Annotated in this window: 11 protein-coding genes; 10 read left to right on the forward strand and 1 reads right to left on the reverse strand. The window is 51.9% G+C overall.

Annotated features, from left to right (window positions below):
* The first annotated feature begins 7 nt into the window (after positions 1-7).
* From msbA to GZ59_RS09725, 6 genes are all read left to right on the forward strand, one after another.
* A complete protein-coding gene (gene msbA / locus GZ59_RS09700; protein ID WP_039294933.1) occupies positions 8-1,756 on the forward strand; it encodes a lipid A ABC transporter ATP-binding protein/permease MsbA in 1,749 nt (582 codons plus the stop codon).
* Positions 1,753-2,754: a tetraacyldisaccharide 4'-kinase gene (lpxK, locus tag GZ59_RS09705; protein ID WP_039291465.1), complete on the forward strand. Its 1,002-nt coding sequence runs from the start codon at positions 1,753-1,755 to the stop codon at positions 2,752-2,754. Before msbA ends, lpxK begins: the two co-directional genes overlap by 4 nt.
* 111 nt (positions 2,755-2,865) lie before the next feature.
* Positions 2,866-3,048 carry a Trm112 family protein gene (locus GZ59_RS09710; protein WP_011094100.1) on the forward strand — a complete coding sequence of 61 codons (183 nt, stop codon included), beginning with the start codon at positions 2,866-2,868 and terminating at the stop codon, positions 3,046-3,048.
* Complete coding sequence (gene kdsB, locus GZ59_RS09715; RefSeq protein ID WP_011094099.1) at positions 3,045-3,797, forward strand: 3-deoxy-manno-octulosonate cytidylyltransferase; 753 nt, start codon at positions 3,045-3,047, stop codon at positions 3,795-3,797. Before GZ59_RS09710 ends, kdsB begins: the two co-directional genes overlap by 4 nt.
* A 425-nt stretch (positions 3,798-4,222) precedes the next feature.
* Positions 4,223-5,536 (forward strand): pectate lyase PelN, encoded by a 1,314-nt coding sequence (gene pelN, locus GZ59_RS09720; RefSeq protein ID WP_039291466.1) that lies wholly within the window; start codon positions 4,223-4,225, stop codon positions 5,534-5,536.
* 402 nt (positions 5,537-5,938) lie between these two features.
* Positions 5,939-6,832, forward strand: coding sequence for a YcbJ family phosphotransferase (locus GZ59_RS09725; protein ID WP_011094097.1), 894 nt, complete (start codon positions 5,939-5,941; stop codon positions 6,830-6,832).
* Here the strand turns inward: GZ59_RS09725 and elyC are convergent.
* Positions 6,784-7,632, reverse strand: coding sequence for an envelope biogenesis factor ElyC (gene elyC / locus GZ59_RS09730; RefSeq protein ID WP_011094096.1), 849 nt, complete (start codon positions 7,630-7,632; stop codon positions 6,784-6,786). The genes GZ59_RS09725 and elyC overlap by 49 nt on opposite strands.
* Before the next feature lie 168 nt (positions 7,633-7,800).
* On the opposite strand from elyC, the gene cmoM reads away from it, so the two are divergent.
* Genes cmoM through mukB form a run of 4 tightly spaced genes read left to right on the forward strand, consistent with a single transcriptional unit; the run spans position 7,801 to position 15,104 of the window.
* Positions 7,801-8,586, forward strand: coding sequence for a tRNA uridine 5-oxyacetic acid(34) methyltransferase CmoM (cmoM, locus tag GZ59_RS09735; protein WP_011094095.1), 786 nt, complete (start codon positions 7,801-7,803; stop codon positions 8,584-8,586).
* Positions 8,583-9,908: a chromosome partition protein MukF gene (gene mukF / locus GZ59_RS09740; protein WP_011094094.1), complete on the forward strand. Its 1,326-nt coding sequence runs from the start codon at positions 8,583-8,585 to the stop codon at positions 9,906-9,908. The genes cmoM and mukF overlap by 4 nt, the downstream gene beginning before the upstream one ends.
* The gene (gene mukE, locus GZ59_RS09745; protein WP_010277044.1) at positions 9,889-10,611 is read left to right on the forward strand and encodes a chromosome partition protein MukE; all 723 of its coding nucleotides are present in this window, start codon (positions 9,889-9,891) and stop codon (positions 10,609-10,611) included. The genes mukF and mukE overlap by 20 nt, the downstream gene beginning before the upstream one ends.
* A gap of 53 nt (positions 10,612-10,664) precedes the next feature.
* Positions 10,665-15,104: a chromosome partition protein MukB gene (gene mukB / locus GZ59_RS09750; RefSeq protein WP_039291479.1), complete on the forward strand. Its 4,440-nt coding sequence runs from the start codon at positions 10,665-10,667 to the stop codon at positions 15,102-15,104.
* Positions 15,105-15,196 lie beyond the last annotated feature (92 nt).

Consider the following 15,196-nt stretch of genomic DNA (forward strand, 5'->3'; position numbering starts at 1 on the left):
TCACTACATGCTGAATGATAAAGATCTCTCCACCTGGCAGACTTTTCGCCGCCTATGGCCGATGATCTCTCCTTTTAAGGCAGGGCTTGCTGTTGCTGCAATTGCGCTCATTATTAACGCAGCTGGCGATACACTCATGCTTTCACTGCTTAAACCTTTGCTGGATGAAGGATTTGGTAAGGCGGATCGCTCCGTATTGCTCTGGATGCCGCTGGTTGTTATTGGGTTGATGTTAGTCAGGGGGGCGTCGGGCTTTGTCTCCAGCTACTGCGTTTCTTGGGTTTCAGGCAAAGTGGTGATGAATATGCGCCGCCGCCTTTTCTCTCATATTATGGGTATGCCGGTCGCATTCTTTGATCAACAGTCAACAGGAACGCTATTATCCCGTATTACCTATGATTCAGAGCAGGTTGCGGCTTCGTCATCTGGCGCGTTAATTACTGTTGTCAGAGAAGGGGCCTCTATTATTGGCCTGTTCATTCTGATGTTCTACTACAGCTGGCAGTTGTCCATCATCCTGATTGTGATTGCGCCGATTGTGTCGATCGCCATGCGCATGGTGTCCAAACGGTTCCGTAGTATCAGTAAAAACATGCAGGATACGATGGGGCACGTCACCACCAGCACGGAGCAAATGCTTAAAGGGCATAAAGAAGTGCTGATGTTTGGCGGTCAGGACGTCGAGACTAAACGCTTCGAACAGGTCAGTAACCGGATGCGTCAGCAGGGCATGAAGATGGTATCTGCTTCTTCAATTTCCGACCCTATCATTCAGTTGATCGCTTCTCTGGCCTTGGCATTCGTGCTGTATGCTGCCAGCTTCCCTAGCGTAATGGAAACGCTAACCGCGGGGACGATTACGGTGGTGTTCTCTTCCATGATTGCGCTGATGCGTCCGTTAAAATCACTGACTAACGTGAACGCACAGTTCCAGCGCGGTATGGCCGCATGCCAGACGCTGTTCGCTATTCTGGACATGGAACAGGAACGTGACACGGGTAAACGAGAAATCGAACGTGCGAAAGGTGAGCTCGAATTCCGTCAGGTGAATTTCGCTTATCCGGCAAGAGAAAATCTGGCGCTGAAGAACATCAATCTGCATATCCCCGTGGGTAAAACGGTCGCGTTGGTTGGCCGCTCTGGTTCAGGCAAATCGACGATTGCTAGTTTGATCACGCGTTTTTACGATATTCAGTCGGGTGAGATTCTCCTCGATGGCCATGATTTACGTGAGTATCGCTTGTCTTCCTTGCGTAATCAGGTGGCGCTGGTTTCTCAAAACGTCCATCTGTTCAACGACACGATAGCAAACAATATCGCTTATGCCCGCAACGAAAACTATAGCCGTGAAGAAATTGAGCGCGCTGCAAAAATGGCATATGCAATGGACTTCATCAATAAGATGGAGCACGGTTTGGATACGGTCATTGGTGAAAATGGCGTGATGCTTTCTGGCGGGCAACGGCAGCGTATCGCGATTGCCCGTGCGCTGCTGCGTGATAGCCCAATCCTGATATTGGATGAGGCTACGTCGGCGCTGGATACGGAATCCGAACGCGCGATTCAGGCAGCATTAGACGAACTGCAAAAAGATCGGACCGCGCTGGTGATTGCACACCGTCTTTCCACGATTGAGAAAGCGGATGAGATTCTGGTGGTTGAGGATGGAAGAATTATTGAGCGAGGCAATCATACCGCGTTACTGGCGGCTAACGGTGCCTATGCTCAACTACATAGAATGCAGTTCGGCGAATGATTGAGCGTATTTGGTCCGGACAATCGCGGCTCTATTGGCTGTTACTGCCGCTTTCGTGGTTATACGGACTCATTACTTTTCTCATCCGTCAGAGCTATCGGCTAGGATGGCGGAAAAGCTGGCGATCTCCCGTGCCCATCGTGGTTGTGGGGAACCTGACGGCAGGCGGCAATGGGAAAACACCCGTAGTCATTTGGCTCGTCGAACAGTTGCAGCGCAGAGGCTATCGTGTCGGCGTGGTGTCGCGTGGTTACGGTGGAAAAGCTGAACGTTATCCGCTGCTGCTGAATGAATCGGTGACGACAGTGCAGGCTGGCGATGAACCAGTGTTGATTTTCCAACGCACTGGCGCGCCCGTTGCGGTAGCCCCTCGTCGCGCGGAAGCTGTGAGCGCATTATTGGCTCGACACACGCTAGATGTGGTGATCACAGACGATGGATTACAGCACTATGCGTTGGCAAGAGATATCGAATTGGTTGTGATTGACGGGATGCGGCGTTTTGGCAATGGATGGTGGTTGCCTGCGGGCCCGATGCGGGAAAGAGAAAGTCGCCTAGCGTTGGTGGATGCCGTCGTTGTTAACGGCGGTGTTCCGCAAACAAACGAGATAGGCATGACATTAACGGCGGGTATGGCGGTTAATTTACTGTCAGGTGAATCCCGCTCGCTTAGCCAGTTGCATGATGTGGTTGCGATGGCGGGCATCGGACATCCTCCTCGTTTTTTTGCTACGCTGCGCGATGCGGGCGTCAGCATTGCACGCGAAGTTGCCTTTGCTGACCATCAATCGTACCAGCCAGAACAGCTCGCATTGCTGACTCAAGATACGACGCAGCCGTTGCTGATGACGGAAAAAGATGCGGTAAAATGTAAGGCGTTTGCCCAGGATAACTGGTGGTATCTGCCCGTCGATGCGGTGCTAGCCGAGCCTCAGGGCACGCAATTGCTCGACAAACTAGAATATATGCTTAATCGGAATGTTGGCAGCAGAACGTAAATCGTCATTCTGCTACGATTTTAGGTATCCTCTGTGGGTATCAACTTATTAGATCGCTGCTACGGCGATAAAGAAAATGTCGGTCATTGATCGGCCAAAGATGGAGGAAGCATGGATCACCGTTTACTTGAGATTGTTGCCTGTCCTGTTTGTAATGGTCGGCTGTATTTTAATAAAGAGAAACTGGAGCTGATATGCAAGGCCGATGGGTTGGCCTATCCAGTTCGTGATGGTATCCCTGTGCTGCTGGAGAATGAGGCACGTAAACTTGGGGCTGACGAGATAACGCAATGACCTTTACTGTGATCATCCCTGCGCGCTTTGCGTCAAGCCGACTGCCGGGTAAACCGCTGGCGGACATCAACGGCAAACCGATGGTCGTTCATGTGATGGAACGGGCACAGGAATCAGGGGCACAGCGCGTCATTGTTGCCACCGATCATCCTGATGTTGAGGTTGCCGTGCGGCAGGCTGGTGGTGAAGTGTGTTTGACTCGCGCCGATCATAATTCTGGCACCGAGCGGCTGGCTGAAGTCATCGAACGCTATGGTTTTACCGATGACGACATCATTGTTAACGTTCAGGGGGATGAACCACTCATTCCATCCGTTATCATTCGTCAGGTGGCGGAAAACCTTGCAGCCAGTAAAGCAGGAATGGCGACACTGGCCGTGCCGATTGAAACCAGTGAAGAAGCCTTCAATCCGAATGCAGTAAAAGTGGTGACCGACGCTGAGGGATACGCGCTGTATTTTTCCCGAGCGACGATTCCCTGGGACAGAGAGCGTTTTGCTCAGTCGAAGGAAACCATTGGCGATCATTTCCTCCGGCATATAGGTATTTATGCCTACCGTGCGGGTTTTGTTCGTCGTTATGTCACATGGGCCCCGAGCCAACTGGAGCAAATCGAATTACTGGAGCAACTACGTGTGCTGTGGTACGGCGAGAAGATTCATGTTGCGGTTGCCAAAGCCGTTCCTAGCGTCGGTGTTGATACACCAGAAGATCTAGCCCGTGTGCGACAAGTCATGGCTGGTCAATAAAACGTATCACACTAACCTGCTATAAGTACTTCATGGGCGTCTATTCTTGACGAAATAGATGCCCATGAAACTTTTCTTAAGACCATCACTTTATTTTTAAATTATTTAGTACTTATTTAGATAACTATACCCTAAATAATTCGAGTTTCAGGCAGGCGGCAAGGGAATGAGTCCCGATGAGCTTACTCAAGTAAGTGATTCGGGTGAGTGAACGTAGCCAACGTACATGCAACTTGAAGTATGACGGGTAAATTCTTAAATTTTCTCAAACTACGCTGTATCGCTTTATTTATGCAGGTTATGTATTCCCATCCTGAATTGAACCGCCGCGAGTGGAACTTTTATTTTTATATTTAAATGCTACTATCAATTCGCCATGTTTTCGCATGGCGTTTTTTGTTATTTCAACTAAGGATGGTAATGATATGGATGCTAAACGTTATATAGCAAAAATTTTTCTCGGCGGTATGTTAATGGGTGCAGCTGCGGGCAGCAGTGCGGCGGTTTATTACATGGCACCTAACGGCGATGACGCGAGTAACGGCAGTAAAAACTCTCCCTGGAAAACGATCGATCGCGCGCAGAAAACGTTAAATGCTGGCGACCGTCTGTGGGTTCGTGGCGGTAAATACGTGTTCACTAAGGGACTGAACGTTTGTGCTACTCGCACTGATGTAGTGAATGCGATCACGCTAAGTAAGAGCGGAACGGAAGGTAAACGCATAGAGTATTGGGCGTCTAGCGGAGAAGTACCAATTTTTGATTTCAGCCAGATGCAGGATGATTGCCGCGTTAAAGGGTTCAACGTTGTCGCAGATTGGGTTTCTGTGAAAGGGTTGGAAATAACCGGTGTTCCGCAACGTAATAACCTTAACCATGAATCCTGGGGCGTGTGGAATAGGGGCAGCAATAATATATTTGAGCAGTTGAATATTCACCATATTATGGGGACGGGCCTGTTCATTCAGCGTGGGGGAAATAATCTGGTATTGAATAGTGACTCTCACCATAATTACGACCCACTGACATCTAATGGTGCGGGCCAAAGTGGAGATGGCTTCGGTGCGCATATCCCTGCTAATCAGCCAGGTAATATTTTCCGTGGTTGCCGGGCATGGTCAAACTCAGATGATGGCTTCGATTTAATTAATGCCTATTCTCCGGTGTTGATTGAAAACTCTTGGGCCTGGTCGCACGGTTATCTACCGGGGACGACACAATCACTGGCAGCAGGTAACGGCAATGGTTTTAAAATCGGTGGCTACGGTGGTGTTTATGTGGCAAATGCGGTGAAACATACCGTGCGTAACTCGGTTGCGTTTTTAAATAAGGCAGCTGGTTTTTATGCCAACCACCATCCGGTAGCGAACGATTTCTTTAACAACACGGGCTATAAAAATAACCCGAACTTTGCTATCCGCGGCATTGATGCAAACGGAAAAGCAATTGGGCTGGGTACGCTGCGTAACAACGTTTCCCACGGCGGTAAAGACTTGTCGTTCTCCGACGGGGCAAACATGCGCTATAACTCGTGGGATCTGAAAATTGTGGTATCAGATGCTGATTTCGAGAGCGTTTCCGTCACCGGATGGGATGCGCCGCGTCAGGCGGATGGTAGCTTGCCAGTACTCAAGAGCCTGCATCTTGCTTCGGGCAGCGCGTTGATCAACAAGGGTGGCGATGTCAAATTGCCTTACAAAGGATCGGCTCCAGATTTGGGTGCCTTTGAACGCGAATAGTAGTGGCGTGGTAGTACACTGGCCTGTCACTCACGATATTCCCTGCTGACGTGCAGGGGATATTGCTGCAATAACTTCAGCAGGGCGTGATCCCTGCCGTCATTGATCCCCGCTTATACTCTAAATAATTCGAGTTTCAGGCAGGCGGCAAGCGAAGGAGTCCCGATGAGCTTACATAAGTAAGTGATTCGGGTGAGTGACAAATCCGCCAAAGGCTGATTTGAGCGCTGCTTGCAGCGACCCCAACGGGGCGAGGCCCACGCGAGTGGGCTGAGTAGTGCAGCCAACGCACATGCAACTTGAAGTATGACGAGTATATTTGATCTGCATTGAAGTATTTGTCCTCTGCTCGCCGCATCATGGTGGGTGGAGCTATTTGGCTCAACTGAGGTATAGCCGTTTATGGAACAGTTGAAATCGGAACTCAGTACGGTTTTGGGGGAAAGCCTCAGCCGACTTGAGCGCATAAGCGAACAGCCCTATGCGGATCTGTATGCCTTGTATGATAAAGAGGGTCATGCGATTCCTTTGTTGGCCAAAAGTTATGTTTGCCAGGGGGTGGCGCAGCAGGAAGCCTATAAACTTTCGATGCTGGCGCGTGAAGGCGATGTCCGTCTGCCAACCGTCTATGGACTGGTGTTGACGCAACAGCAGCCTTATCGGGAACTGCTGCTGATTGAGCGCTTGCGCGGTGTGTCGGTGGAGGCTCCCCCAAGAAGCGGCCAGCGCTGGACGCTGCTGATGGATCAAATTGTTGAAAACGTACTGGCCTGGCACCGAATTGACAGCCATGGCTGTGTCGGTTCTGTCGATAGCACACAGGACAACGATTGGTTCAGTTGGTACCAGCAGCGTCTGGAAGTCCTGTGGTCTACGTTGCTTAATGTCAATGCGCCTCAGCTCACACAGCAGGATCGTACCGTGCTTTATCGTTCGCGCCAGTGTCTGGAAGTGTTGTTTGAGGATTTTGACGACAGCTGTGTGTTGGTGCACGGCAACCTTTCGCTACGCAGTATGTTGAAGGATGCGCGTAGCGACCAACTATTAGCGATGATTAATCCGGGGATGATGCTGTGGGCACCCAGAGAGTATGAACTCTTTCGGCTTTGCGAATCCGGAATGCCGGAGCAACTGCTTTATCACTACCTCAAACAAGCACCGGTATCTGAATCCTTCGTCTACCGGCGCTGGCTCTATGTCATTTGGGAAGCAGTGTCCCGCTATATCCATACAGGACAGTTAGACCGTCAGCTATTTGATGTGGCTTCTCGCGAGCTATCTCCCTGGCTGGAGTGAGTCTGCGGTTGTTCCGCGTCGTGCGGTGCTGCCGAGGTTCCCTTTAGCAACTGCCAGAGGCGACCGAGCGTTTCATACCAGGCTCGCTCGCTGTGTGATAAATAGTAAGCTGAAGGGAACACTTTCTCCCACGGGTTGAGCGCAGAGGTGATCGCCATCTGATTCGCCGGAGCGGGAATCGGTGCTAGCCCCTGAGCCTGGAAAAAGCGGATGGCGCGAGGCAGATGGTTAGCTGAGGTCACCAGCAGAAAAGGGCGATCGCCAACAATCTTAGCGGTTGCCGCTGCTTCTTCTTCCGTATCCCTTGGCGTATCAAGAATGACGATATCCTGCCGAGGGATACCCAAACTCTCTGCTACCAGCGCCGCGGTTTTCGCACTACTGACAGGATTCCCCTGTGCCGCCCCGCCAGTAAAAATCAATTTTGCGCCGGGGTTGGCATGATAAAGGCGAATGCCTTCCGTGACGCGCGGGAGGCTGTTGCTGATGAGGTTGGAGCTGGGCGCCCATTCCGCGTTATAGGTATATCCCCCGCCTAGCACGACAATATAGTCGGCTTTGCTCGCCTGTGACGTCTGCTGCCAGGTTGGATACTGTGATTCCAGTGGTAACAATAGTCGATCGGCCACAGGTTGCAGGCTGAGTAGAATAAGCATCAGCCAACTGCCTAATACCATCGTTTTCCCCGTGCGCTGCCGCCGAGTAAACCAGAGCAACAACAGGCCAACACCCATCAAAAGCAGTAGCAATGGCAGAGGTTGCAGAAGGCCACCGACGAACTTTTTGAGTGTGAAAAGCATAAAATTGCATTCCTTTTGAGTGAAAAAACCGCATCTGGGAAGATATCATGCGGTAAGGCCATTCATTCTAAGCCAGCCTGTGCCAAAATGGCAGGCTGGAAAAAATTGCATCGCGCAGACAGGTGCTGCACGATCTTCCCCCGTTTATATGATGCGGAACAATGACTGATGCAGGATCGCAATTTTAACGATATCGCCGAAAAATTTGCTCAGAATATCTATGGCACAACGAAGGGGAGACTTCGGCTGGCGGTATTGTGGCAGGATCTTAGCGAGCTTTTGGCCAAGCTTCCGGCTCGGCCTTTGCGCATCCTTGACGCGGGAGGCGGTGAAGGGCAGATGGCCTGTCGTCTGGCGGCTTTAGGACATCAGGTATTGTTGTGCGATGTTTCCGATGAGATGATTCAGCGCGCCAAAAACGCGGCAGCTGCGCAGGGTGTCAGCCATAATATGCGTTTTGTGCAGTGTGCCGCACAGGATATCGCGCAATATATGGAAAGCCCCGCCGATCTGATATTGTTCCACGCGGTGCTGGAGTGGGTCGCGCAACCGCAGCAGGCGCTGAAAATATTGTATGATTGCCTGTCGCCGGGTGGTGCGCTGTCTTTGATGTTTTATAACCATCACGGGCTGTTGATGCGTAACATGGTGCTGGGCAACTTTGATTATGTTCAGGCCGGCATGCCGAAGAATAAACGGCGTTCGTTATCGCCAGATCACCCGCTGGATCCGCAAGAAGTGTACGGCTGGCTTGATGATATGGGGCTAACTATTAGCGGAAAAACTGGCGTGCGTGTGTTTCATGACTACTTGCAGAATAAGCAGCAGCAGATTGATAAATTTGCCGATATTCTGGAGCTTGAGCAGCGGTATTGCCGACAAGAGCCTTTTGTGAGTTTGGGCCGTTATATCCATGTCATGGCGCATAAACCCCCTTTGAAGGATGCATTATGAGTGATTTTTCCCAGACTGTACCCGAACTGGTCGCCTGGGCACGAAAAAACGATTTCTCCATTTCCCTCCCCACCGAACGCTTGGCGTTTTTGATGGCGATTGCCACGCTTAATGGCGAACGTATGGATGGTGAAATGAGTGAAGGTGAGCTGATTGATGCTTTCCGTCATGTGAGTCAGGGATTTGATCAGACGAGCGAAACCATTACCATCCGCGCCAACAATGCGATTAACGATTTGGTGCGCCAGCGGTTACTTAACCGTTTTACCAGTGAACAAGCGGAAGGTAATGCGATTTACCGTCTGACCCCGCTGGGGATCGGTATTACTGATTACTATATCCGGCAACGTGAGTTCTCGACGCTGCGGCTTTCTATGCAGCTCTCTATCGTGGCGCAAGAGCTTAGCCGTGCGGCCGATGCGGCGGAAGAAGACGGCGATGAGTTCCACTGGCATCGCAACGTATTTGCGCCGCTGAAATATTCCGTTGCTGAAATTTTTGACAGCATTGATTTGTCGCAGCGCGTGATGGATGAACAGCAGCAGGGCGTTAAAGACGATATTGCTGCGCTGTTAAATCAGGATTGGCGAGCGGCGATCAGCAGTTGTGAACAACTGCTGACGGAAACCTCGTCTACGCTGCGTGAGTTGCAGGACACGCTCGAAGCCGCGGGTGACAAATTGCAGACGAGCCTGTTGAGCATTCAGGATACGATTATGAATAACCCGCATAATCTGGAGTTTGTCGATAAGCTGGTGTTCGACCTGCAAAACAAACTTGACCGCATTGTGAGTTGGGGGCAGCAGACGATAGATTTGTGGATTGGTTACGATCGGCACGTACATAAGTTTATCCGTACCGCCATTGATATGGATAAAAACCGCGTCTTTGCTCAGCGGTTGCGTCAGTCAGTGCAGAGCTATTTCGATAACCCTTGGGCGCTGACGTTTGCCAACGCCGATCGTTTGCTGGATATGCGTGATGAAGAACTGACGTTGCGTAGTGAAGAAGTGACCGGTGAACTGCCGCCGGAGCTGGAATACGAAGAGTTTAGTGAAATGCGCGAGCAACTGATCGCGTTGGTCGAGCAAGCGCTGCATAAATATAAAGCGCAACAGATCCCGCTTGATTTGAGTGAAGTGATGCGTGAATACCTCGCGCAGTATCCTCGCTCGCGGCATTTTGATGTTGCCCGAATCGTGGTCGACCAGGCAGTACGTCTGGGCGTAGCCGACACAGATTTCACCGGATTACCTGCATTGTGGCAGGCGATCAATGAGTACGGAGCCAAGGTGCAGGCCCATGTCATCGACAAATATTGAACAATTTATGCCAGTGAAGCTGGCAACCGCGCTGTCGAATAACCTCTTTCCCGCGCTGGATAGCCAATTACGCGCTGGGCGCCATATTGGTATTGAGGAACTGGAGAATCACGTATTTTTGATGGATTTCCAGGAGGTGCTGGAGGAGTTCTACAGCCGTTACAACGTGGAACTGATCCGCGCGCCGGAAGGGTTTTTCTATCTGCGTCCGCGCTCTACCACGTTGATCCCTCGCTCTGTGCTGTCCGAGCTGGATATGATGGTAGGGAAAATTCTCTGTTATCTCTATCTGAGCCCAGAGCGCCTGGCGCACGAAGGCATTTTCAGCCAGCAGGAGCTTTATGAGGAACTGCTGAGTCTCGCGGATGAAAGCAAGCTGTTGAAGCTGGTGAATCAGCGCTCCACTGGCTCCGATCTGGATCGCCAAAAGTTGCAGGAAAAAGTCAGAACCTCGCTTAACCGCTTACGTCGGTTAGGCATGATCTACTTTATGGGCAATGACAGCAGCAAGTTCAGAATTACTGAATCGGTATTCCGCTTCGGGGCTGATGTGCGCAGCGGCGATGATGCCCGTGAAGCACAGCTACGAATGATTCGCGATGGTGAAGCGATGCCTGTTGAAGGTAGTTTGTCGCTGAAAGATGACAGCGACGATAACGATCGCACCGATGATACCGCGCCAGAAACGGGCGAGGATGAATAAGAGCTTATCCCACCTCTACTGGGATAGGCTCTACGTGTTGAGGATGAACAGGAATGATTGAACGCGGTAAATTTCGCTCACTAACGCTGGTCAACTGGAACGGTTTTTTCGCCCGCACCTTCGATCTGGATGAACTGGTTACTACGTTATCCGGCGGTAACGGTGCCGGTAAATCCACCACGATGGCCGCCTTTATTACGGCGCTAATCCCTGACCTAACGCTGCTGCATTTCAGAAACACCACCGAAGCCGGTGCCACCAGCGGTTCACGCGATAAAGGCCTGCACGGTAAATTGCGTGCCGGTGTCTGCTACTCCACGCTGGATGTGGTTAACTCGCGTCATCAGCGCGTGCTGGTTGGGGTTCGTCTCCAGCAGGTTGCGGGACGTGACCGTAAAGTCGATATCAAGCCTTTCACCATTCAGGGATTGCCGACGGCTATCCAGCCGACGCAAATTCTGACGCAGATTGTCGGCGATCGTCAGGCGCGAGTGCTCTCGTTGCAGGAGCTGAAAGAGCGCGTCGAGGAGATGGAAGGCGTTCAGTTCAAGCAGTTTAACTCCATCACCGACTATCATTCGCTGATGTTTGATTTAGGCGTGGTGCCGCGTCGCCTGCGTTCTGCCTCCGATCGCAGCAAATTTTATCGTCTGATTGAAGCCTCGCTATACGGCGGTATTTCCAGCGCCATTACCCGCTCGCTGCGTGATTACCTGCTACCGGAAAACAGCGGCGTGCGTAAGGCGTTTCAGGATATGGAAGCGGCGCTGCGTGAGAATCGCATGACGCTGGAAGCGATTCGCGTCACCCAGTCCGATCGCGATCTGTTTAAACACCTGATTTCCGAAGCGACCTCCTATGTTGCGGCTGACTATATGCGGCACGCCAATGAGCGCCGCATTCATCTGGATGGGGCGTTGGAACTGCGTCGTGACCTGTTTTCCAGCCGCAACCAACTGTCGAGCGAGCAATATCGCCATGTTGAAATGGCGCGAGAACTGACGGAGCAGAATGATACCGAAGGCGATCTGGAAACGGATTATCAGGCTGCCAGCGACCACTTGAATCTGGTGCAGACAGCGATGCGCCAGCAGGAAAAGATCGAGCGTTATAACGCCGATTTGGAAGAATTGAGCTACCGCCTCGAAGAACAGAACGAGGTAGTGGAAGAAGCGCGGGAACAGCAGGCCGAAAACGAAGAGCGTGCCGATGCCGCTGAACTGGAAGTCGATGAACTGAAAAGCCAGCTTGCCGATTATCAACAGGCGCTGGACGTACAGCAAACGCGTGCCATTCAATATCAGCAGGCACAACAGGCGTTGGAACGCGCTCGCACGCTATGCCAGTTGCCGGATCTGACCGCAGAGAATGCAGATGAATGGCTTGACAGCTATCAGGCGAGAGAGCAGGAAGCGACAGAGATTCTGCTGATGCTGGAGCAGAAGCTGAGCGTGGCAGACGCGGCGCACGGCCAGTTTGAGCAAGCCTATCAGCTGGTGAGTAAAATCGCTGGCGCAGTCAGCCGTAGCGAAGCCTGGCAGGTCGCGCGCGACCTGCTGCGTGACAGCTCTTCGCAGCGCTATCAGGCTGAGCGGGTACAGCCGCTGCGGATGCGTTTGTCTGAGTTGGAACAGCGCCTGCGCGAGCAGCAGGATGCTGAACGACTATTGCAGGATTTCAGCAAACGTAACGGCCAGGATTATCAACCAGAAGAGCTAGAGTCGCTCCAACAAGAGCTTGATGCTCGTATCGAAACGCTGTCATCGCTAGTGGCGGAAGCGGGTGAGCGCCGCATGACGCTGCGTCAGGAGCTGGAGCAAACCCAACAGCGAATTCAGAAGTTGACGGCGCGTGCGCCAGTCTGGCTGGCTGCACAGGAAACGCTGACGCAACTGAGCGAGCAGAGCGGCGAAACGTTTGAAGATAGCCGTCAGGTGACGGAGTTCATGCAGCAATTGCTGGAGCGTGAACGTGAAACCACAGTTGAACGTGATGACATCGCTGCCCGCAAACGCCAAATTGAAGCGCAGGTTGATCGATTAAGCCAGCCGGGCGGTTCAGAAGACCCGCGCTTGAACGCGCTGGCAGAACGTTTTGGCGGCGTGCTGCTGTCTGAAATTTATGATGATGTGACGCTGGATGATGCCCCGTATTTCTCAGCGCTTTATGGTCCATCTCGCCATGCGATTGTGGTGTCCGATCTTTCTCTGATACGCGATCAGCTTGCCGGTCTGGAAGACTGCCCGGAAGATTTGTATCTGATCGAAGGTGATCCGCAGTCGTTCGATGACAGTGTGTTTGCCGTTGATGAGTTGGAACGCGCTGTCGTGGTGAAAGTCGCGGAACGCCAGTGGCGTTACTCTCGTTTCCCTGAAGTGCCGCTGTTTGGTCGCGCTGCGCGGGAAATGCGTTTGGAAGGCCTGCGTGATGAGCGCGAAGCGCTGGCAGAGCAGTACGCGACGCTGTCATTTGACGTGCAGAAAACGCAGCGCTTGCATCAGTCTTTCAGTCGGTTCATCGGTACTCATCTGGCTGTTGTTTTCGATGAAGATCCCGAAGCGGAAATCCGTACGCTCAGCTCTCGTCGCGGCGAACTGGATCGTGCGATGGCCAGTTTTGATGGTGAAAACCAGCAGCAGCGCCAGCAATACGAGCAGGCGAAAGAGGCCAGCGGGCAACTGAATAAACTGATTCCGCGTATTAGCCTGCTGTGCGACGAGACGTTGCAGGATCGCGTGGAAGAGATTCGTGCGGAGTTGGATGAAACTGAAGAATCGGCCCGTTTTATTCAACAGCATGGTGTGACGCTGACTAAGTTGGAACCGCTAGTTTCTGTCTTACAAAGCGACCCGCAGCAGCATGAGCAATTGCAGGAAGATTATACTCAGGCGCAGAACGTACAGCGGCAGGCAAAACAGCAGGCGTTCACGCTGACTGAGGTTGTGCAACGCCGCGCACACTTCAGCTATGCCGATTCAGCTGGAATGTTGGGTGAAAACGCTGGCCTGAATGACAAATTGCGCCATCGTCTGGAACAGGCAGAAGCGGAACGAACCAAAGCACGTGAACAGCTACGTCAGCATCAGACACAGCTGACGCAGTACAGTCAGGTTCAGGCGTCGCTGAAAAGTTCTTATGACGCTAAACAGGACATGCTGAAGGAACTGACGCAAGAGCTTCAGGATATCGGCGTGCGTGCGGATGCCGATGCTGAAGCGCGCGCCCGTCAGCGTCGTGATGAATTGCATGCCGCCTTAAGCACCAACCGTTCGCGGCGTAATCAGTTGGAGAAACAGATTACGTTCTGTGAAGCGGAAATGGACAGTTTGCAGAAGAAATTACGCAAACTGGAACGCGATTATCACCAAATGCGCGAGCAGGTTGTCACGGCGAAAGCAGGCTGGTGTACGGTCATGCGTTTGGTGAAAGATAATGGCGTTGAGCGTCGTCTGCATCGCCGTGAACTGGCCTATATGGAAGGTGATGAACTGCGTTCCATGTCGGATAAGGCGCTGGGAGCGCTGCGTCTGGCCGTTGCGGATAATGAACATCTGCGCGATGTACTGCGGCTTTCCGAAGATCCTAAGCGACCAGAGCGCAAAATTCAGTTTTACATCGCTGTTTACCAGCATCTGCGCGAACGTATTCGTCAGGATATTATCCGCACCGATGATCCGGTAGAAGCCATTGAGCAGATGGAAATCGAGCTTAATCGCCTGACCGAAGAGCTGATGGCGCGTGAGCAGATGCTGGCAATCAGCTCGCGTAGCGTGGCAAATATCATTCGTAAAACGATCCAGCGCGAGCAGAACCGTATTCGAATGCTGAATCAGGGGCTACAAGCGGTATCGTTTGGTCAGGTGAAGAGTGTTCGTCTGAACGTCAACGTGCGTGAAACACATACCACGCTGCTCAATGTGTTGTCCGAACAGCAGGAAATGCATCAGGATCTGTTTAACAGCAATCGTCTGACCTTCTCGGAAGCGTTGGCAAAACTGTATCAACGCCTGAATCCTGAAATTGATATGGGGCAGCGCACGCCGCAAACTATCGGCGAGGAGCTACTGGACTACCGAAACTATCTTGAAATGGAAGTTGAGGTTAACCGTGGCGCGGATGGCTGGTTGCGAGCGGAAAGTGGGGCGCTGTCTACCGGGGAAGCCATTGGTACCGGGATGTCAATTCTGGTCATGGTGGTACAAAGCTGGGAAGAAGAATCTAAGCGTCTACGCGGCAAAGATATCATTCCGTGTCGTCTGCTTTTCCTCGATGAGGCGGCTCGTCTGGATGCCAAATCGATCGCGACGCTATTCGAGCTCTGCGATCGTCTGGAAATGCAGTTGGTTATCGCGGCACCGGAAAATATCAGCCCCGAGAAGGGAACGACCTACAAGCTGGTGCGTAAAGTCTACCAGAACAACGAGCACGTCCATGTGGTCGGGCTACGTGGGTTCGGAACGGAAACGCCAGAGACGCAAGAGCAAGCCTCTTAGCTTATTGAAGCTTGCAGTGATAAACCTTGCTGCTATTTTCTTCTATAATGATAAAGCCGCTTTTTTAAGCGGCTTTATTTTTGCGTAGAGAG

The sequence above is a fragment of the Pectobacterium atrosepticum genome (genome assembly GCF_000740965.1).
Taxonomy (GTDB): Bacteria; Pseudomonadota; Gammaproteobacteria; order Enterobacterales; family Enterobacteriaceae; genus Pectobacterium; species Pectobacterium atrosepticum.

What these genes read in the sequence shown, in the direction of transcription:
- msbA (WP_039294933.1), top strand. Translation starts at nt 8, where the DNA reads ATGCTGAATGATAAAGATCTCTCCACCTGGCAGACTTTTCGCCGCCTA.
- lpxK (WP_039291465.1), top strand. Translation starts at nt 1,753, where the DNA reads ATGATTGAGCGTATTTGGTCCGGACAATCGCGGCTCTATTGGCTGTTA.
- GZ59_RS09710 (WP_011094100.1), top strand. Translation starts at nt 2,866, where the DNA reads ATGGATCACCGTTTACTTGAGATTGTTGCCTGTCCTGTTTGTAATGGT.
- kdsB (WP_011094099.1), top strand. Translation starts at nt 3,045, where the DNA reads ATGACCTTTACTGTGATCATCCCTGCGCGCTTTGCGTCAAGCCGACTG.
- pelN (WP_039291466.1), top strand. Translation starts at nt 4,223, where the DNA reads ATGGATGCTAAACGTTATATAGCAAAAATTTTTCTCGGCGGTATGTTA.
- GZ59_RS09725 (WP_011094097.1), top strand. Translation starts at nt 5,939, where the DNA reads ATGGAACAGTTGAAATCGGAACTCAGTACGGTTTTGGGGGAAAGCCTC.
- elyC (WP_011094096.1), bottom strand. Translation starts at nt 7,632, where the DNA reads ATGCTTTTCACACTCAAAAAGTTCGTCGGTGGCCTTCTGCAACCTCTG.
- cmoM (WP_011094095.1), top strand. Translation starts at nt 7,801, where the DNA reads ATGCAGGATCGCAATTTTAACGATATCGCCGAAAAATTTGCTCAGAAT.
- mukF (WP_011094094.1), top strand. Translation starts at nt 8,583, where the DNA reads ATGAGTGATTTTTCCCAGACTGTACCCGAACTGGTCGCCTGGGCACGA.
- mukE (WP_010277044.1), top strand. Translation starts at nt 9,889, where the DNA reads ATGTCATCGACAAATATTGAACAATTTATGCCAGTGAAGCTGGCAACC.
- mukB (WP_039291479.1), top strand. Translation starts at nt 10,665, where the DNA reads ATGATTGAACGCGGTAAATTTCGCTCACTAACGCTGGTCAACTGGAAC.